This is a genomic window from Litorivivens lipolytica, from assembly GCF_014191715.1.
Classification (GTDB): Bacteria; Pseudomonadota; Gammaproteobacteria; order Pseudomonadales; family Spongiibacteraceae; genus Litorivivens; species Litorivivens lipolytica.
Window position 1 is genome coordinate 1,036,355 of the sequence record NZ_JACHWY010000001.1, and the last position, 19,345, is coordinate 1,055,699.

General features: G+C 57.6%; 13 protein-coding genes. 6 read left to right on the top strand and 7 right to left on the bottom strand.

Features of this window, described 5'->3' with window-relative positions; all coding sequences use genetic code 11:
* Window positions 1-4 precede the first annotated feature (4 nt).
* The 5 genes from FHR99_RS04775 to FHR99_RS04795 are packed head-to-tail and all read right to left on the bottom strand — an operon-like array spanning window position 5 to window position 5,721.
* Complete coding sequence (locus FHR99_RS04775; protein WP_183409389.1) at window positions 5-925, bottom strand: oligopeptide/dipeptide ABC transporter ATP-binding protein; 921 nt, start codon at window positions 923-925, stop codon at window positions 5-7.
* The gene (locus tag FHR99_RS04780; protein ID WP_183409390.1) at window positions 922-1,878 is read right to left on the bottom strand and encodes an ABC transporter ATP-binding protein; all 957 of its coding nucleotides are present in this window, start codon (window positions 1,876-1,878) and stop codon (window positions 922-924) included. Before FHR99_RS04780 ends, FHR99_RS04775 begins: the two co-directional genes overlap by 4 nt.
* Complete coding sequence (locus FHR99_RS04785; protein ID WP_183409391.1) at window positions 1,875-3,179, bottom strand: ABC transporter permease; 1,305 nt, start codon at window positions 3,177-3,179, stop codon at window positions 1,875-1,877. Before FHR99_RS04785 ends, FHR99_RS04780 begins: the two co-directional genes overlap by 4 nt.
* Complete coding sequence (locus tag FHR99_RS04790) at window positions 3,179-4,123, bottom strand: ABC transporter permease (RefSeq protein ID WP_183409392.1); 945 nt, start codon at window positions 4,121-4,123, stop codon at window positions 3,179-3,181. Before FHR99_RS04790 ends, FHR99_RS04785 begins: the two co-directional genes overlap by 1 nt.
* Window positions 4,123-5,721 (bottom strand): peptide ABC transporter substrate-binding protein, encoded by a 1,599-nt coding sequence (locus FHR99_RS04795; RefSeq protein WP_183409393.1) that lies wholly within the window; start codon window positions 5,719-5,721, stop codon window positions 4,123-4,125. Before FHR99_RS04795 ends, FHR99_RS04790 begins: the two co-directional genes overlap by 1 nt.
* A 200-nt stretch (window positions 5,722-5,921) precedes the next feature.
* Between FHR99_RS04795 and mnmC the strand changes: the two genes are divergently transcribed.
* From mnmC to FHR99_RS04815, 4 genes are all read left to right on the top strand, one after another.
* Window positions 5,922-7,943, top strand: a complete 2,022-nt coding sequence (mnmC, locus tag FHR99_RS04800; RefSeq protein WP_183409394.1) for a bifunctional tRNA (5-methylaminomethyl-2-thiouridine)(34)-methyltransferase MnmC2/FAD-dependent 5-carboxymethylaminomethyl-2-thiouridine(34) oxidoreductase MnmC1 — start codon at window positions 5,922-5,924, stop codon at window positions 7,941-7,943.
* A 90-nt stretch (window positions 7,944-8,033) separates the two neighbouring features.
* The gene (locus FHR99_RS04805) at window positions 8,034-8,789 is read left to right on the top strand and encodes an SDR family NAD(P)-dependent oxidoreductase (RefSeq protein WP_183409395.1); all 756 of its coding nucleotides are present in this window, start codon (window positions 8,034-8,036) and stop codon (window positions 8,787-8,789) included.
* 122 nt (window positions 8,790-8,911) lie between these two features.
* Window positions 8,912-10,090, top strand: a complete 1,179-nt coding sequence (locus FHR99_RS04810) for an efflux RND transporter periplasmic adaptor subunit (protein WP_183409396.1) — start codon at window positions 8,912-8,914, stop codon at window positions 10,088-10,090.
* Window positions 10,091-10,092: 2 nt separating this feature from the next.
* Window positions 10,093-13,239, top strand: coding sequence for an efflux RND transporter permease subunit (locus FHR99_RS04815; protein ID WP_183409397.1), 3,147 nt, complete (start codon window positions 10,093-10,095; stop codon window positions 13,237-13,239).
* A gap of 18 nt (window positions 13,240-13,257) precedes the next feature.
* Here the strand turns inward: FHR99_RS04815 and FHR99_RS04820 are convergent, their stop codons facing one another.
* The gene (locus tag FHR99_RS04820) at window positions 13,258-13,614 is read right to left on the bottom strand and encodes a TfoX/Sxy family protein (RefSeq protein ID WP_183409398.1); all 357 of its coding nucleotides are present in this window, start codon (window positions 13,612-13,614) and stop codon (window positions 13,258-13,260) included.
* Between the two features lie 228 nt (window positions 13,615-13,842).
* Here FHR99_RS04820 and FHR99_RS04825 point away from each other — a divergent pair, with 228 nt between their 5' ends.
* Together FHR99_RS04825 and FHR99_RS04830 are read left to right on the top strand one after the other, a co-directional pair.
* Window positions 13,843-14,592: a glutaminyl-peptide cyclotransferase gene (locus FHR99_RS04825; protein WP_183409399.1), complete on the top strand. Its 750-nt coding sequence runs from the start codon at window positions 13,843-13,845 to the stop codon at window positions 14,590-14,592.
* Window positions 14,593-14,671: 79 nt separating this feature from the next.
* Window positions 14,672-17,608 (top strand): insulinase family protein, encoded by a 2,937-nt coding sequence (locus FHR99_RS04830; RefSeq protein WP_183409400.1) that lies wholly within the window; start codon window positions 14,672-14,674, stop codon window positions 17,606-17,608.
* Window positions 17,609-17,663: 55 nt separating this feature from the next.
* On the opposite strand, the gene FHR99_RS04835 is transcribed toward FHR99_RS04830, so the two are convergent.
* The gene (locus FHR99_RS04835; RefSeq protein WP_343067390.1) at window positions 17,664-19,247 is read right to left on the bottom strand and encodes an AMP-binding protein; all 1,584 of its coding nucleotides are present in this window, start codon (window positions 19,245-19,247) and stop codon (window positions 17,664-17,666) included.
* Window positions 19,248-19,345: the final 98 nt, after the last annotated feature.

Genomic DNA, 19,345 nt, shown 5'->3' on the forward strand with positions numbered 1-19,345 from the left:
GCGCTCAGCTCTTTTCAATTTCGGCCAGGCGGTCGCAGGCCACCAGGCGCTGACCACCTACGTCGCTAAGCAAGGGCTCTCCGGCCCGACAGGCTTCCGTTGCAAACCGACAGCGGCGCCGATAAGCGCAGCCCTCAGCAGCAGGCGGCAACAAACTTTTTGATTCGAGCAGCTCGCGACCCGCTCCGGGATTCGCCGCGACCAGCGCCTGGGTGTAGGGGTGTCTCGGCGAGGCAAACAGATCCCTCCCACCCAATTCGACGATGCGGCCGTGATACATCACCGCGGTGCGCTCAGCCAGATGGCGCACTACGGCCAGATCGTGGGCGATAAACACCATCGCCACGCCGGTATCCCGCTGTAATTGCTGCAGCAGGTTAATTATCTGCGCCTGCACCGACACATCCAGCGCCGACACCGGCTCATCGCATATCACCAGCTTGGGCTCGGTAATAAACGCCCGGGCAATACCCAGCCTCTGACGCTGCCCACCCGATAATTCATGGGGGTAGCGCGTGGCAAAACGACGAGGTAAACCAATCCGGTCGAGCCAATCAAGCGCAAGCGATTCTTCCCGCCCTCGCTGCTTACCCTGCAAGCGCAGCGGTTCACACAGACTTTCAAGCAGCGTCATGCGCGGATTCATCGCGCTATAGGCATCCTGAAACACCATTTGCACCAGCGCCGCCTGTTTTCGGAACGTCGCAGCGGTAAAGCGCTTCGGCAACGGCCGGCCGGCAATCTCTATCTGGCCGGCAGCAGGGCTTTCCAGCCCGCACACCGCACGCCCCAGCGTCGACTTACCGGAACCGCTTTCGCCGACGAGACCAAGCACTTCACCCTCGGCGACGGAGAGACTGACCTTGTCGACAGCCCGCACATCGCCAAACCGAATGCTCAACTGATCAATGGTCAGCAGACTCATTCCGGTTTCTCCCACAGCCAGCACTCGGTGCACTGCCCCGTCTCAATGAGCCGCGTCTGCGGGAGCTCGCGGACACAGATATTCATGGCCTGGGGACAACGCGGTGCAAAGGCACAGCCCGGAATCTGGCGGGATAGATCCGGCGGTGTTCCGGCAATCCCCTGCAGGGATTCGCGCGCCTCGCCGAGACTCGGCATGGCCGCTTGCAGGGCGCGAGTGTAAGGGTGAGCGGGCTGACTCAGTACGCGAGCGCACTCGCCGGACTCGACAATCCGCCCCGCATACATCACCGCCAGATGTTTCGCCATCGCTTCAACCACGCCAAGATCGTGCGTGATCAGGAGCAGCCCGAGCCCTTCGTCCCGACACAACTCCTGAAGTAGCGCCAGCACTTCGGCCTGAACGGTGACATCAAGCGCTGTAGTCGGCTCATCCGCAATCAGCATGGATGGCCCGCAGGCGACCGCCATGGCGATAACCGCGCGCTGCAACATGCCGCCTGATAATTCAAAGGGATACTGCTTGGCCCGACGCGGCGCGTTCACAATCCCAAGCCGCTCCAGCAAGTCGATGGCGCGCTGACGCGCCTCTCGCCGACTCATCGAGGTATGCAGGCAGATCACCTCGGCAATCTGCTGGCCGATGGTCATGGTCGGGTTCAAGGCCGTCATCGGATTCTGAAATACCATGGCGATCCGCCTTGCGCGCACTTTGCGCCACGCCTTTTCGTCAAGGCTGCGCATGTCCTGCCCGTCAAATAGCCACTCCCCATGTTCGAGCCGGGCGTGCGAGGGCAATAGCTGCATAAGCGACAAGGCCGTCAGACTTTTACCGGAGCCAGATTCACCGACCAGCGCCAGGCACTCACCCCGCTCCACCGCCAAATCGACGCCGCGCACCAGGTGGTTGTCACCGATGTGGATATGCAAATCACGTACGGACAGGAGACTCATCGCAGACTCCTTCGCACTTTCACATCCATGGCATCGCGCAGGGCATCCCCCAGCACATTGAAAGACAGGACGGTGATGCTGATCGCCAGCGCAGGAATAATCAGCTCGTGGGGATGAGTCAGCATACTGCGGATGCCCTCATTACACAGGGTGCCCCAGGACGGCGTTGGCGGTACTACCCCCATCCCGATAAAGGACAGCAGCGCTTCGGTGAAAATCGCCTGGGGAATGGCAAAACTGAGAGAGACCAGCAACAGCGGTAAAACGTTAGGCAGCAGATGACGACGGATCAGATAGAAGTTGCCGGCGCCAGCTAATCGCGCCGACATGACAAAGGCACTCTCGCGAAGCTGAAGAACCTGCCCCCGCACCAGGCGCGCCGCCGAGGGCCAACTCAACAGCACCATGGCCATCACCATCGGAAACAGCCCGCTCTCCCCGGACTCGATACCCAATGCAACCCGAAACAGAATCATAAACAGCAGGAAGGGCAAGGCCACAACAAAGTCGGCAATCCGCATCAGCACATTGTCGACCCAGCCCCCCAGCAAACCGGCCAGCGCGCCATAAAAAGCACCGAGAGTAATAAATAAGAGCGGCGCTGAGAGCCCCACTAACATGGACGTTTGCGCACCGTGAAGAATGCGACTGAGCATATCCCGGCCCAGCGCATCAGTCCCCAAGGGGTGGGAAGGCAAAGACACCTTGCCATCCATCACATCCAGCCCAAGCAACTGGGCTTCAAACGTACCCAGCGTTAGTTCAGGCTTCACCTCGATCCACTCGGGGTCGGAGGTACTGCCATCCGCCCTAACCGCTACGACACTGTAGCGATAGCGCTGTTCTGATAATTGCAGGCGGTCGGCGTAGTGAGTCTTCACGGTTTCGATTAGCGGCATACCAAGCCCCACGCCACCGGCATTGCGATAAACCCGATAGGACATCGCGTCGGCCCTGTCGGGCCATGCCAGTTTTACCTGCGTCGTGGTCGCCTGCAGTGCTGTCAGCGCAGACACGTTTTGCCGGGGGCCATGCCAAAACTCATCGGACACCACATCAACTCGGCGCGCTGCGGAGGGACCGCTCGAAACCTGAGACAGCCATTGTGTGGCAGGATCCTGCGGCCACAGCCAAGGCCCAATGAAGGCCATCACCAACACCAGCAGTACCACTCCCGCCGCAAGACACGCGCGCATATCTTGCAACAAGAGTTGCCACAGAGGCGGGCTCGGCGCGAGGGTTTCGGCCGCTTCGGGGGCTTGTGGCGGCAGCCTGTCAAAATCGGCGGGCAAATAGGCCATCAGCGTTGGCCCCCGTGCAGACGTATGCGCGGGTCAATCACCCCATAGAGCAGATCGACCAGCACCACAATTAACACCAGAAAGGCACCATAAAAAACCGTGGTCCCCATAATCACGGTGTAGTCCAGCTGCTGCACCGCCTGCACAAAATAGCGCCCTAAACCGGGAATCGCGAAAATCAGCTCCACCACAAATCCACCGGTGGTAATGGCGGCAATGGTCGGGCCGAGTTCAGTCACCACCGGCAGCAAGGCATTGCGCAATTGGTGGCGCCAGAATATCTGCCAGGTTCCCAAGCCTTTGGCTCTGGCCGTCAGCACGTAGTCCGTGTTCATCACATCGAGCATTGAGGAGCGCATCAAGCGCGCCAGATAGGCCATTGTCCCCAGCCCCAGCACCAGCGCTGGCACCCACAGATGAGACAGACTGCCCCAACCCGCCACCGGCAGCAGGCTGCGACCGGACAGATCATTAGCCTGCACAATCAGCAGTTGGGCCAGCGCCGCAATCACAAAACTGGGTATCGAGATCGCCAGCACCACCGCCATCATTAATAGTCGGTCCGGCAGCCGATTGTGCCAATAGGCCGCTACCGCGCCGCCGGCAATGCCACCCACACTGGCGATCAACAGTGCGACCACGCCGAGAATTGCAGAGACAGGAAAATGCTCGCGGATAATATCGTTAACCCGGCGGTTTTCCTGAGTGAAGGAAATCCCGAAATCTCCCTGCAACATATTGCCCAGATACAACAGGTACTGTTCTCCGACCGGCTTGTCGAGGCCGTAGCGGGCGCGCAGATTTTCCCGCAGTTGCGGCGTCGCCGCCTTGGCACTGTTAAAGGGGTCGCCAGGCACCGCGTGCATGGCAAAGAAAGTCGCAGTGGCGATAAACCAGATGGTGAGCAGCCCATACGCAAGACGTTTGATGATATAGCGCAGCATCAGGGTTTCACCCAGGCATAGCGGTAGTTGGGATCACCGCCAAAAATCGAGCGGCGCACGCCCATGAGCTGCGGGTGCTGCACATACAAGCCGACATTTTCATAGGTCGGAATAATCACCACCTGCTCGCTGATGATCTGCTGCATCCTGTCAAAGGCCTTAAGGCGCACAGCCGGGTCTAACGAACGCTGGGCTTGCCTGACCGCTGCGTCATAGTCGTCATCGGCAAAACGGCCGCGATTGTTTTCATTCCAGGACGCAAATAAATCACCGAAGGTAATCGGGTCATCAAAGTCAGGCCCCCACCCTGCGGCGGCGATATCAAACTCGCCACGGCGCATTTTTGAGATACGCTGTTTGAAGGTTTGTTGGTCCAGCCGGGTTTCCAAACCGAGGGACTGCTTTAACACATACTGATAAAACTCGGCTTCATTGACCGCGCGCGGGCTGTCACCTACCAATAGGGTCAAGGGCGGAATGTCGCCCAGCTCGCGCTTGGCCTGCGCCAGATAGCGCTGCGCTTGGGCAATATCATAGTTAACGACCGGAGGCGGATAGTGTTCGGAAAATACCACTCCTTCTCCGGCGCGCATGCTCGACGGAAACAGACTGTACGCCGGTTTCACACCGGGCAATCCCAGCACCTTGTACACCAATAACGACGGGTTCAGCACACTCTGAATCGCCTTGCGCAGGGCCAGATTTCGGGTTGGCCGATCTTCCCGAAAATTCATTTCCAGAAAATACAGCGTGCCGAAATCAAACAGGTGGGTTTCATAGCCCTTTGAGAGCGCGTCGCTCAGGGTGCTCGCATCCAGTGGCGCCAGTGCTATGCGGTTGTCTTTATAGAGGTTGTAATGGGTACCCGGATCGGTCGTGATGTAAGGCAGGTCAATTTCCTGCAGGCGAATAGCGTCGGCGTTCCAATAACGCGGGTTGCGGGTCAAGGTCAGGCGCGCACCGTGAATCCATCGGGTCAGGATAAAGGGGCCATTGAAAATCATCTTGTCGGCGTCGGCGGCGTGTGCCCGCCCCCAGCGCTCAACCACGTCCTGCCTAGCGGGAAAAAAGGTCATAAAGGCCGTGAGTTTTGCAAAGTACGGGCAGGGTTTATCGAAGCGGACTTCCAAGCGATAGTTTCCTAGCGCTTCAACACCCAACTTCTCTACCGGTAACTCACCGCGATTTACGGCCTCTGCATTTTTTATCGGAAAAAGAATAAAGGCATACTGAGACGCAGTCGCGGGATCAAGGGCACGACGCCAGGCGTAGACAAAATGCTCCGCCGTGACCGGCTTGCCATCACTCCATACCGCGTTCTTGCGCAACCAGAAAGTAGCACCGCCTTCCCTGACCTCCCAGCGCTCGGCCATGGCCGGCACCAGCTCACCCGCAGGCCCGTACTGAACCAGCCCTTCCATCAGGTGAGCCAGCAGAAAACTGCTGATCTGGTCCGTCGCCAAAGCAGTATCGAGACTCGGCGGCTCCGTCGCCAAGCTAAGCGTAATACGCTGCTCCTGAGCGTTTACCGCGCCAGCCAGAACGAAAGTGGGAAACAGCAGGCAAATAACGACGGTGGCGACAATACATTTTCGCATGGGTGAATCGTGGTCTCAGCCTTGCTACAAATATGGTAGTGGCACTATTGCATTAATAGCTACGAAGGTTGCTACGATTATTGTACTGCCGCTTACACAGCTGAAATTGCTACAATGCGCGTTTGGCAAGCAAGCCATTTAACAACAGCAGCCGACAACCCTACAAACCAACCTAAACCGATACGCGACAGCCCAATACCGTGCCCTATCAACTAGACGCCGCCCGCATCGACTGGGGAAGCGATAATGTACCAGTATCGTCCGACTACGGCGATGTCTACTATTCACGCGATCACGGTCTTGAAGAAACCCGGTACGTATTCCTTTCTCACAACCACCTTGAGGCGCGCTGGCGAGGTCTGACAGATCCCGTTTTCCGCATCGCGGAAACTGGCTTTGGCACGGGGCTTAATTTTCTCGCCTGCTGGCAGCTCTGGAAATCCTGCATGCAGGCGGAGAGCCAAGCCCGCACCTTGCAGTTTATCAGCGTCGAAAAGCACCCTCTGTCACGAGAAGACCTGACCCGCGCGCTTGCCAACTGGCCAGAGCTGGAAAGCGAAGCTCAGGCCCTGATTGATCAGTACCCACCCTTGCTGCGCGGCCACCACCGTCTTCGCTTTGCCAGCGGTGTTCACACAGTCATTCTCGATTTGATTTTTGAGGATGCGGAAACCGGTCTGCGCAGTGCCCTCTCGACGACACATCAAACCCTTCACCGGCTCGCACCGGGCGTCGATGCCTGGTTTCTGGACGGCTTTGCACCGGGCAGCAACCCTGGCATGTGGAATGACCGACTGTTTGATCTGGTCGCCGCCCACAGCCGACCTGGTACGACCTTTGCCACCTTTACCGCCGCCGGATTTGTAAAGCGAGCCTTGAAAGCGCGCGGTTTTCGCATCGACAAGGTAGCCGGCTACGGTCGCAAGCGCGATATGCTGCGCGGCGAAATGCTCGATGAACAAAGTGAGCGGGCACTGGCAGACAAACCCGACACCGCAGCCTGGCATATCATCGGTCATTCCCAAGCCCGCCCCCGGCACGTTGCCGTTATCGGTGGCGGGCTGGCCGGTGCCCACACGGCGCGGGCGCTGGCGGATCGCGGTATTCGTGTGACCGTGTTTGAAGGCGAAGCCGACATTGCCGCCGCAGCCTCAGGCAATCCGCAGGGGATTTTGTTTACCAAACTCTCTCACCGCGACGGCCAGCTAAATCGCTTCGCACTCAGCAGCTTTCACCATGCCTTGCGCACATACCGCGCAATGAAGCCCTTGCCCGGCGAGTTTTGTGGTGTGTTTCAGCTGCTGGGAGTAGAACACTGGGCGCAACTTCAGATCGCGTTTTCACAGCAGTCAGACTGGTGCCAATTTCTGACGCGGGAACAGGCTCGCGAGCGCGTCGGTGCCGAGGTGGGCTCTGACGGTGTCTGGTATCCACAGTCTGGCTGGCTAAAACCCGCAGAGGTCTGTCGGCAGCGACTGAACCATCCCCTGATCACGATAAAAACCAGCCATCTCGTTAGCGAAGTAAAACGCGAAGCCTCCGAATGGCAACTGAATGCGGCCAATCAAACCTTTCATGCCGATGCCGTCGTTGTGGCCACGGGGCAAGCAGCCGCACATTTCGCCTTCGCTAAATTTCTACCGCTGCGCAGTATTCGAGGCCAACTGAGCTATCTGCCCGCCGATGCGATTTCACCTCCCCTCAAAGCCGTGGTGTGCGATGAAGGCTATGTGGCGCCGGTCGTCGATGGAAAAACCATTCTCGGCGCCAGTTACGAAGTCGACAGCAAGGATCTCAGCTTGCGCGATAGCGAGCACGCCGACAATCTTCAGCGTCTGCAAGGCACGCTGCCAGACGCGTTCAAAACCATTGCACCGGAGCAGATCATTGGTGGTCGCGCCGCTCTGCGCTGCGCCAGCCCCGACTACCTGCCCCTTGTGGGCCCACTGCCCGCACAGGAGGAAACCCTCGAACGTTTTGCCCTGCTGGCAAAAAACGCAAAAACCCTGATCCATGCCACCCCCGCTAATCTACCCGGGCTCTACGTGAATGTCGCACACGGCTCGCGAGGCTTGACCTCCACCCCGCTTTGCGCGGAACTGCTGGCCAGCCAGATCTGTGGGGAGATATTGCCTCTACCCCACGATCTGGTGCGGGCACTATCTCCCAGCCGCTTCCTGATTCGCGATCTAATCCGAGGAAAGCTCGCACTCCCGCACTAACCTGCGCATGAAGAGAAATTAAGCCTCTCGCTGCATGCTCTCTGATCCAATAGGATCGAACGCAAAAGCAAGATAATCGGGAGACCACCCATGCAACTGAGTGGCAATACGATACTGATAACCGGCGGCGGTAGTGGCATCGGGCGCGGACTGGCGCTGGCACTGGCCGACCGCGGCAACACGGTCATCATCTGTGGTCGTCGCCAGAGTGCGCTGTCGGAAACGCAAGCGCTGAGCGATCGTATTCACGCCTATGCCTGCGACCTCAGCGACGACAAGGCCCTTCAGGATCTGGTCAGCCAGATCGAAAGCGATGGCCACCCGGTCAATATGCTGATCAATAACGCGGCCGTGCTGAATGAATACCACTTCGGCAAGCCGGAGCAGTTTGACCGGCATCAGGCCGACATTGAGATACGCACCAACTTGCAGGCGCCGATTACACTGTCTATGGCCCTACTTCCCCTGCTGAAAAAGTTCGCCAACCCCAGCATCATCAACGTTGGCTCACCCGGCGGCATTGTCGCTATTTCCCCGTCGCCGCTCTACAGCGCCAGCAAGGCCGGTCTACACGCCTTTACTCAGGTACTGCGACTTCACCTGAACAATAGCGTCAGAGTCATTGAGGTCTTTCCCCCGACTGTCGAAACCCATATGACGCGCAATCTTCGGCGGAAAAAAGTCGGCATCGAGGGCTGTGTTCAGGCCATACTCAAAGGTCTGGAGCGGGATGAGGATGAAATTTGGATCGGCGAGGGCAAGGTCGTTCGCTGGATGATGAACCTGCTGCCGCCCCGCTGGGTATTCAAGCTCGTGAATAGCCAGCCATCCATGCAGGTTGAGTAAGGGGAAACCTTCACAGAATGGCGCTGGCGGGCGCAGTTGCGTATAGTTCCGCTGGCCTCGGATTGACTGCAGCTTGCAGTCATCCCGCCTGAAATTACATCAACACCAAGAATTGTATGCCCATGCCAGAGCCAACCAAGCGCAGTTCCCTGTTTTTCAAAACGCTACTTCCCCTTGTCGCGCTCGCGGTGGGCGTTATGGCTTACCAGTATCAGATCAGCAATCCCCCCCTGATCGAGAAGAAACCGCTTGAAGCCCACTATCCCACCGTCGAAGTCGTTATCGCGGAACCGAAAGACACCGAAGTCGAAGTGTATTCGCAGGGTACAGTCCGCCCCCGCAGCGAAACCGTATTGAAGCCGGAAGTTTCAGGGCGTGTCGTCTGGATATCACCGCAACTGGTCAACGGTGGCTTGTTCGCCGAGGGCGAAAAACTCCTGGAAATCGACGACACCGACTACCGCACCGCGCTGGCTTCCAGCAAAACGGCTCACGTGCGAGCGGAAGTAGAGTTTGACCACGCGAATCGGGAATTAAAGCGCATCGAATCACTGCACCGCCGCAACCTCGCCAGCGAAACTCAGCTGGATCAGGCCCGTCGCAGCTTCCGCCTTGCCGAAGCAACACTAAATGAATCGCGCATCCAACAACAGCAGGCACAGACCAATTTGGAACGCACGGTGATCAAAGCCCCCTTTGCCGGGCGGGTGCGCAAGGAATCGGTCGATTTTGGGCAGTACCTGACACAGGGCGAAAATATCGCCACGCTCTACGCCACCGATTTCTACGAAGTCCACCTGCCTATCGGTATTGAGCAATTTGTCTACCTCGATATTCCTCCCGGCACTCAGGGCGTTCTGCCACCCGACAGCACGCTGCCGGTGACCATTGCCGGCAATATTGGCACACGCGAATTTTACTGGAGCGGTGAACTGCAGCGGACGGAGGGCGAGATCGATGCCGCCACCCGCCTGGTTTATGGCGTTGTGACTGTTGAAAATAAAGTGTTGCCGAATCACCCGCCACTGTTGGTCGGCATGTTCGTAAAAGCAGCCATTCAGGGCAAGGTGTTCCCTGACGTCGTGACTCTGCCGCGCAACGCGCTGCGCGATAATAATCAGGTTCTTGTGGTCGATGAAAATAATCGCCTGCATTTCAGGCAGGTCATTGTGCTCCGCGTACAAGGCGATGAGGTACTGATTCAGTCCGGGCTGAAGCCCGGTGAAGCAGTCTGCATTTCGCCCTTGACGGTGGCCGTTGAAGGCATGCGCGTTAATATCAGTCCCGCCAAGGGAGTGTAACCGTGCACGCGCTTATTCGCTGGTTCGTCCATAACCCCGTCGCAGCCAACCTGATGATGTGGGTGCTGCTGATTGCCGGCGGGCTGACACTCACCAACACCTACCGCGAAGAATTTCCCAACCTCGCCACTGATGTGGTGCGCGTGACCGTACCCTATCTGGGCGCGTCCCCGGCTGAAGTGGAAGAATCCGTCTGCATTCGGGTTGAAGAAGCCATCGAAGGCACCCCCAATATCAAAAAGATATTGACCACAGCGCAAGAAGGCGCCTGTGTCACCCGTGTAGAACTCGAGGGCGGTGCCGACAAGGGCAAGGTCGTCGATGACATTAAAAGCCGTGTCGATGGCATTGACTCCTTCCCGGAAGACGCGGAGGAGCCTCAGGTCAAGGAAGAGGACATCCTCACCCACGTGTTACACATCCTCCTGTCAGGCAAGGCCGACGAACGCAGTCTGAAGGAACTGGCCTACCAGATTCGCGATGACATCGTCGAACTGCCCGGTGTTTCGCAGGCCGAGGTGACCTATGTTCGCCCCTACGAGATGTCGATCGAAGTCTCTGAACATACTTTGCGCCGCTATGGCCTGACACTGGAACGGGTAGCCGACGCTATTCGTGCCAGCTCACTGGATCTACCGGGTGGTGCTGTTAAAACAGAAAGTGGCGAAGTCTTGCTGCGCACCAAAGCACAGGCTTACAGCGCGCGTGATTTTGAAGAAATCATCGTACTGACCCGAGATGACGGCAGCGTCGTTACCCTCGGCGATATTGCCGATGTGGTTGATGGCTTCAAGGATCAGGATCTGCGGGTACGCTTTGACGGCAGCCCGGCGGTGATGATTCAGGTCAAACGGATTGGCCGGGAAGACGTGATCAATCTGGCGGAACGAGTAAAGACCTATCTGGAACAGGCCGAAGCGGACCTGCCCGAGGGTATCACCATGACGCTGTGGAAGGACGAATCACAGGATCTGGTGGACCGACTGGAACTGCTGCGCACCAATGCCGGCTCCGGTCTACTGCTCGTCTTGCTGGTACTGTCACTGTTTTTGAAACCCAACTTGGCCTTTTGGGTTGCTGTCGGGATTCCGGTTGCGCTGGCGGGGAGCCTGCTGATATTCCCCTTCGCTGAAATCGCTATCTCGACGATGTCGATTCTCGCCTTTATCCTCGTCCTCGGTATTCTGGTGGATGATGCGGTGGTCGTTGCCGAGCGCATCTACGCCCACCAGCTGAAAGGCCTCGGACCGAAGGAAGCGGCGGTCGCTGGCACGCAGGAAGTCTCACTGCCCGTGATTTTCGGCGTACTAACCAGCATGGTCGCCTTTATGCCCTTTTTGTTTATTGATGTGACGATGGGCGCCTGGTTTGCGGTATTGGGCGTCGTGGTTATCGCCGCCCTGTTTTTCAGCATTGTTGAATCCCAGCTGATTTTGCCGGTGCATTTATCACACCGCATCCTTACCCACAGCCGACGTCACAACCGCGAATCCTGGCTGCCTCGACAACTGCAGGCGCTGGCCGATCATATCTACAAGCCGATACTGCAATTTACCCTGCGCTGGCGCTACCTGGCACTGGCGGTTGGCATTGCCGGCCTGATCGCAGTCAGCGGCTTGGTCGCCAGTGGCCGACTGACGCTTCAGTATTTCCCCAACGTCGTGGGTGAACGTCTCTACGCCACCCTGACCATGCCCGCCGGCACCGAGAAAGCAACCATGCTGGCTAAAGTCCAGCAGATCGAGCAAGCCGCTTATCAGCTTAAAGAAGAGCTCGACGCCGAGCTTGCGGCGGGTGAACCAAGTCGGGTAAAACATGTACTGTCGTCTATCGGCGCCCCGCTAATCAAAGGTTCCATTGGCGACGATACCTTTGCCGGTGGCCATTTTGCCGAAGTGGCTCTGGAAATTCTGAACCCGGATGACTACGACCTCGATCCGAATGCCATCGTTGCGCGTTGGCGAGAACTCAGCGGTGTTATTCCCGGCGCGCTGGAAATGACCTTTACCGCATCCGCTTTCTCGGTCGGGAAAGCACTTGATCTGCAATTGCGTGGCGATTCAACCGAAGACCTCAGACAGGCTGCCGCCATCCTGAAGAATGCGCTGGCAGAACTGCCGGGCGTATTCGATATCACCGACACCTTCCGGCCGGGCAAACTTGAAATCCAGTTGGACCTGAAACCCGAAGCACGCACCCTCGGCCTCACCACGGCCGCGCTGGCCAATCAGGTTCGCGAAGCGTTTTACGGCCTCGAGGTACAGCGCATTCAGCGCGGGCCTGACGACGTGCGCGTGATGGTCAGGTTCCCCGAAAGCGAGCGGCGCTCAATCGGTGATATCGAAGACATGATGATCCGCACCGACAGCGGTGCTGAAGTGCCGTTCAACAGTGTGGCCAAGGTTTCCATGGGGCGCGGCTTTTCGTCTATCCAGCGGGTAGACGGCAAACAGGTTGTCTCGGTGCAGGCAAATATTGATCGCACCGTTAATACGCCCGAAGCGATTATCGAACATGCGGTGGCTGACATTCTCCCGCAAATCGTTCGCGACTTTCCTGCGGTTGAATACTCACTGGCTGGCGAAGCGGAAGAACGCGCCTCATCACTGGCCAGCCTGCTGCGCAATATGCTGATCGCCTTGTTTGTGATTTACAGCTTGCTGGCCATTCCACTGAAGTCTTATTTTCAACCCTTCATCATTATGGGGGTGATCCCCTTCGGCTTGATCGGTTCGCTGCTCGGGCACTACCTTCTCGGCTATGACCTGATTTTCTGGTCACTTCTGGGCATCGTTGCGATGGCCGGCGTGGTGGTGAACTCGGGGCTGGTTCTGGTGGACTATATCAACCAGCGCCGCAGCGAAGGCATGAACGTGCGCGACGCGGCAATTGAAGCCGGCGTGGTAAGGTTCCGGCCGATTATCTTGACCAGCCTGACGACCTTCGTGGGCTTGATTCCGCTGATTACCAACCACACCCTGACTACCTTTATGTTTGTGCCACTGGCGGTATCGCTGGCCTTTGGCGTATTGATTGCGTCTGCGGTAAACCTGCTGATGGTGCCGGCAAGCTATCTGATTCTCGAGGATATACTGCGTCTATTTAGCGGTCGCCGGGAAGAGGAAACAGAGGAAGAGCTGACCACCTGAGGCGGTCAGCCGAAAGCGTTAATGATTAGCCGCGTTGGTCTTGCCTCGAAAGGCCGCGGCGCGCGCCCTGTTGACCCACAGGGCCATATCGCGGTTGTGGCGAAATACTTCCGCCGGCGCGTGATAGAAATCCAGTGTCAGTGATTGATCGTTGGTGTCGTAGTGAAAGCGCTCCAGTCCGCGCCGCTCAAATTCTGTGCGGGTTGTCGCATCGGCCTTCAGATAGAGTTGGTCATTGACCGCGATGGCAAACATCGCGTTGTGTTCGAACAGTCCGACACCACCAAACATACGTCTCAGTTGCACCCGATCCGCGCCCGGTATCAACTGCAGTACCCGCTCGGTAAAATCGACCTCGTTCAAGCTGTGCAGCATTCAGTACCCCCTACAACGTGCCACTGCTTATGGGGTACATCAAATAGCAACTGAGCCGGCCGCTCAAGGAATCATGTCTCAGCTACAGTGTTAACAATTCAACATTCTGCAAGGCAATACCTCAGCGTCAGGTGTCAACTTTCGCAAGCCCTCTCGCTGAGCTAAACTAAGCCGGTTTTTCCGATATAAACTCGGAGCATTCCACTGAAAGTCTCGCCGCTTTTTTTATTGCTGCTATTCTGCCTGCTCACCGCCCTGCCGATCAGCAGGGCCGACTATACGCTGATTGAAAGCTACCCCCACTACAGTCGCGCCTTTACCCAGGGTTTGCTCCTGCACGATAAACAGCTCTATGAAAGCAGCGGCGGCTACGGCAAATCCTTTCTGATCTACGGTGATCTGCGCGGTGGGCACCGGCAGTTGGCACTGCCCGCTGAGTACTTTGCCGAAGGTATGACGATCCTCAACAACAAGCTTTTCGTACTGACCTGGAAGCGCGGTACCGCTCTGGTCTTTGACCCGGTAACGCTCGGTTTTATCGAGCGCTATCATTATCCAGGTGAGGGCTGGGGACTTACCGACAATGGCCAGGAACTGATTATGAGTGACGGCAGCCACGAGCTGCGCTTTATCGACCCGCTAAATTTCTCCGAACGTCGCCGGATTCAGGTCACCTATCGCGGCAAACCCATGAAACTTTTGAATGAATTGGAATGGCACAAGGGCCTGATTCTGGCCAATCAGTGGCAAACCAACCGCATTCTGGTAATCGATGAAGCCAGTGGTGAGGTACTGAAGCTGCTCGATTTGACGGGGCTCTATCCGCCGACCGTACGCGCGCCCGGCACCGATGTACTGAACGGCATTGCCTACGATCCGGATAGCGACAGCTGGTTGGTAACCGGTAAGTTATGGCCGTGGATATATCGTGTGAAATTTGACTTACCTTCACCCGCAGCGGTTCGCCAGCTGCCCTGATTTCCGCTAAGCTTGCGCTCTTGTTTTCGATCTCATTAGGGCTGCGGCAAGGCAGCCAGAACAGGAGTTTCGCAGCTTTATGCCACAACCCGCGCACCCGGCTTTTACCCTTCAGCGCCAGCAGACCATCAACGCCCTGAACCTGACCGTTGAGGAGTACCAACACCAGCGCACCGGTGCCGTGCACTACCATCTGGCGGCTGATCATCCGGAAAATGTCTTTATGGTGGCCTTGCGCACCATTCCTCAAGATTCCACCGGCGTCGCTCACATCCTAGAGCACACCGCACTGTGCGGTAGCCGCCGCTTTCCGGTGCGCGACCCGTTTTTCATGATGATCCGGCGCTCTCTGAATACCTTTATGAACGCCCTGACTAGTTCTGACTGGACCGCCTACCCCTTTGCCAGCCAGAACCGTAAAGATTTTCAGAACCTGCTGGAGGTCTACCTCGACGCGGTGTTCTTTTCTCGACTCGACCCTTTGGACTTTGCCCAGGAAGGCCACCGCCTGGAATTCAGCGATCCCCAAAACCCAAACAGCGAGTTGCAATTCAAGGGAGTCGTCTTCAATGAAATGAAGGGCGCCATGAGTTCAGTGCCCAGCCAGCTGTGGCAGAGCATCTGCAGTCATCTGTTCCCAACGGTCACCTACCACCACAACAGTGGTGGCGAACCGGAAAACATCCCGGACCTCAGCTACAACGAGCTCAAGGCGTTTTACCAGAAGCACTATCACCCCAGTAACGCTATTTTCATGACCTTCGGCGATATTCCAGCCGCAGAGCATCAGGCCAATTTTGAAGCGCTCGCGCTCAAGGAATTTGACGCGCTGCCAGAAACCATTGGTGTACCCAATGAGCAACGCTACAGCGAACCGCAGCGAGTACAGGAATTCTATCCCTTCACCGAGCAGGAAAGCGGTGAGCAGGACAAGCGCCACCATGTGGTCATGGGCTGGCTGCTCGGCCCCTCTACCGATCTCGAAGCGGCATTGGAAGCGCAGCTGCTTAACAACGTGCTGCTGGACAACAGCGCCTCTCCCCTACTCCATGCGCTGGAAACCAGCAAGTTGGGCACCTCGCCCTCGCCCCTCTGCGGCCTCGAAGATTCCATGAAGGAAATGGTCTTTGTCTGTGGCCTCGAAGGCTGTGGTAAGGATGCCGTTGACGGTGTCGAAACCCTGATTCTGTCGACGCTTGAAAAAGTGGCGACTGAAGGTGTTGCGCAAGAACAACTGGAGGCCATGCTCAACCAGCTGGAACTGCAACAGCGTGAAATCTCCGGTGACAGTTACCCCTACGGTCTGCAGTTGCTGTTGAATTCACTCGGCAGTGCGACCCATCGCGGCGACCCCATTGCCCTGCTCGATATGGAGCCGGCCATCGCCGCCATTCGCAAGAAAATCAGCGATCCTGATTACATCAAAGGGCTGGCCAAAACCCTGCTGCTGGACAATCCTCACCGCGTCACCCTGCACATGGCGCCAGACACCAGCCTGCCGGAAAAACGCCAGCAAGCCGAGAAAGCGCGTCTGGCCGAGATTAAAAGTACGCTGAGTGAGGAAGAAAAAACCGCCATCATCGAGCAGGCAGCCGCCCTTGAAGCACGACAGCAGATGGTGGAGGACGAGTCCATTTTGCCCAAGGTCGGACTAGAGGATATTTCCGAAGGCCTGCCCGACATTCCGTCAGAGGATAGCACCTGCGCCAATCTGTCTCTGACCTGGTACAGCCGCGGTACCAATGGCTTGGTCTATCAGCAGTTGATTACCGCCCTGCCTTCCATTCCCGACGATCTGCTGCCATTGATTAATAATTACCACACGGCACTCACGGAAGTGGGCGTTGGCGAAGCCAGCTATCTGGAAACCCAAGCCCGACAGGCTGCCGTGTGCGGATCGATTGCGTCCTTCCCCAGTTACCGCGCAGCGGTTGATAACGAACAGCAACTGCTGGGCTACAGCGTATTGAGCAGCAAAGCGCTGCAGCGTTTTCACCGCCAGCAGAGTGAACTCCTGTACGACACCTTTGAGAACGCGCGCTTTGACGAACACGAACGCCTCCGCGAACTGCTGGCGCAGCAGCGCGCCCACGCGGAAAACAGCATTACCGGTAATGGCCACATGTTTGCCATGCAGGCCGCTTGCAGTGAGATGAGCCCTCTCGCCGCCTTGTCACATCGTCTGTCGGGGCTGGCAGGCATTCAGTCCCTTAAGAAACGCCACGATGCCGCGCAAAGCGACGAGGGCATCGCCCAGCATGCCGAACAGCTCAAACGCCTTCACGAACTGTTTAAGCAATCCGACAAGCAGCTGCTCAGCATTGGCGAAGCGGAACTGCGTGACGAGCTGCTAAAGAGTAACAGTGAGGTATGGGCTGCGGTCGCACGCGGAGAAGCCAAACCGCTTGCGCTACCCAGTGTGCGTCAGGCCGTTCGTCAGGTGTGGGTCACTTCAGCGGATGTGAACTTCTGCGCCAAGGCTTACGCCACGGTTCCCCTGACGCATCCGGACGCACCGGCCCTTACCGTGCTCGGCGGTTTTCTGCGCAACGGTTATTTGCACCGGGCCATTCGTGAACAGGGCGGCGCCTACGGCGGCGGAGCCTCGCAGGATTCCAATATCGCGGCCTTCCGCTTCTACTCCTACCGCGATCCGCGTACCGTCGGAACGCTGGACGATTTCGACAAGGCCCTGCATTGGCTGCAGACAAACCAACATACGGAAGAACAGCTGGAACAGGCGATTCTCGGGGTAATCAGCAGCCTCGATAAACCGGGCTCACCGGCCGGTGAAGCGAAGCGTGATTTTCAGAATCGGCTATTTGGCCGTAGCAAGGCCATGCGCGATGCCCTGCGTCAGTCAATTATCGATGTGAGTCTGGACGATTTGCGCCGGGTTGCCGACACCTACCTGAAACCGGAACAGGCCAGCATCGCTGTGCTGACCAATCAGGCGCGCTACAACGAAGATCAGTCTCGCTATAACGAAATGGAGCTTTCGCTGAATCGGGTCTAAGGGCTGATTTGACATACCGGCGCGCTTAACGGATAAGCGCGCCAGCATAGTACTGTCAGATCTTGCGATCTCCCCAATAGCGATCGCGCAGCGCCTTGCGGTAAACCTTGCCTGCTTCACTGCGGGGAATCTCGTCGAGATAGTCCACACTGCGGGGCACTTTCTGGCGGGAGAGGTGTTGGGCGCAAAAGTCGCGTAGCGCTTCTGACAGCGACTCATCCGCCACCGTACCCGGGTTAAGCTGCACCAGCGCTTTGACTTCTTCACCCCACTCTTCGCTGGGTACCCCGACACAGGCGACATCCGCTACGGCAGGGTGCTGAGTCAGCACGTCATCAATTTCCTGAGGGTAGATATTCACCCCACCGCTGATAATGGTTTCGGCGCTCCGTCCGGTCAGGAACAGATAACCATCCTCGTCGAGGTAGCCTATATCACCGGCGGTATAGTACCCGTCGCGCTGGGCGGCCGCGGTTTTCTCCGGCGCTTTGAAATACTCAAACTGGCTATCGGGCGGGTTGATCATCCAGATCTCGCCTTCTTCTCCCGACGCAACCGGATTACCCAACTCATCCAGAATACGCACCTGATCCGGGCCAGGCTTGCCCACGGTGCCGGGCTTGGCCAGCCACTCCTGCGGACTGACAAAGGTGCCCGGCCCTTCCGTGCCGGCAAACAGCTCCCAGATGATGGGCCCAAACCAGTCCATCATCTGCTGTTTTACACTGGGTGGGCACGGTGCGGCGCCATGAATAACAAAGCGCAGCGAAGAGAGGTCGTAGCGAGATCGTGTTGATTCCGGTAGTTGTAGCAGGCGACTGAACATGGTCGGCACGAAAAAACTGTGGGTAACCCGGTGCTCTGCAATCAGGGAAAGCGTTTGCTCTGGCTCCCATTTATCCATCAATACGATGCCAATACCTGCCGTCAATGGCGTCAGCATGCACAGATTAAACGGGCCTGCGTGATATAGCGGTCCAGTGGCAAGGCTGCAATCGCTGCCACTTTCCGGCTGGTACTGAAACACCGCCGTGATCAGCTGCTGCATTTCTGCGGCCTTGGCCGGGTCTGCCTGTTTGCGCAGAACCCCCTTGGGTCGCCCGGTGGTGCCGGAGGTGTACTGCATGACACTCCCGCGCGCGGGAGCCTCGATATCCTCACCCGGCAACTCGGCAATGGCCGCATCGAGCCCTTCAAAGCCTGAAATCTCACCGCCGATGGCAAGACTCAGTCGCAGATTGCTACTTGCCTGCGCAGCAGAGATTGCAGCCTCTGCCACCCGAATATCCGCAAACAGGGCCTTCGCCTCACAATCGTCAACGATATAGGCGATTTCCTCAGCTTTCAGGTGCCAGTTCACCGGCGTGAGGCGCAGCCCTAAGCGGTGAGTGGCCATTACCACTTCCACAAACTCGGGGCGGTTGCCGCATACCAGCGCAACCGGATCACCGGGCTTGAGTCCCGCCGTCCGCAGGCAATGCGCGATCTGATTGGCCCGCTGATTCAGGGTTTGAAAATCCCGGTCACCGTGCTCGGAGCGGATAGCCACCCGCTCTGGCGCCATACGGGCAATGGCGGCGATTTCCATCCCGACCGGGGCCGCAGCACAGGCTTGTTGAAAGGTCTCATTCGCAGACACGGAGGCTTCCTTTTATAGGTTATGATTTGTAGCAGACGTCCGGATTGTAGAGCCCAGCCAAAAACTGTTGCCTTACCAACAGGTTACGACTGAGAAGC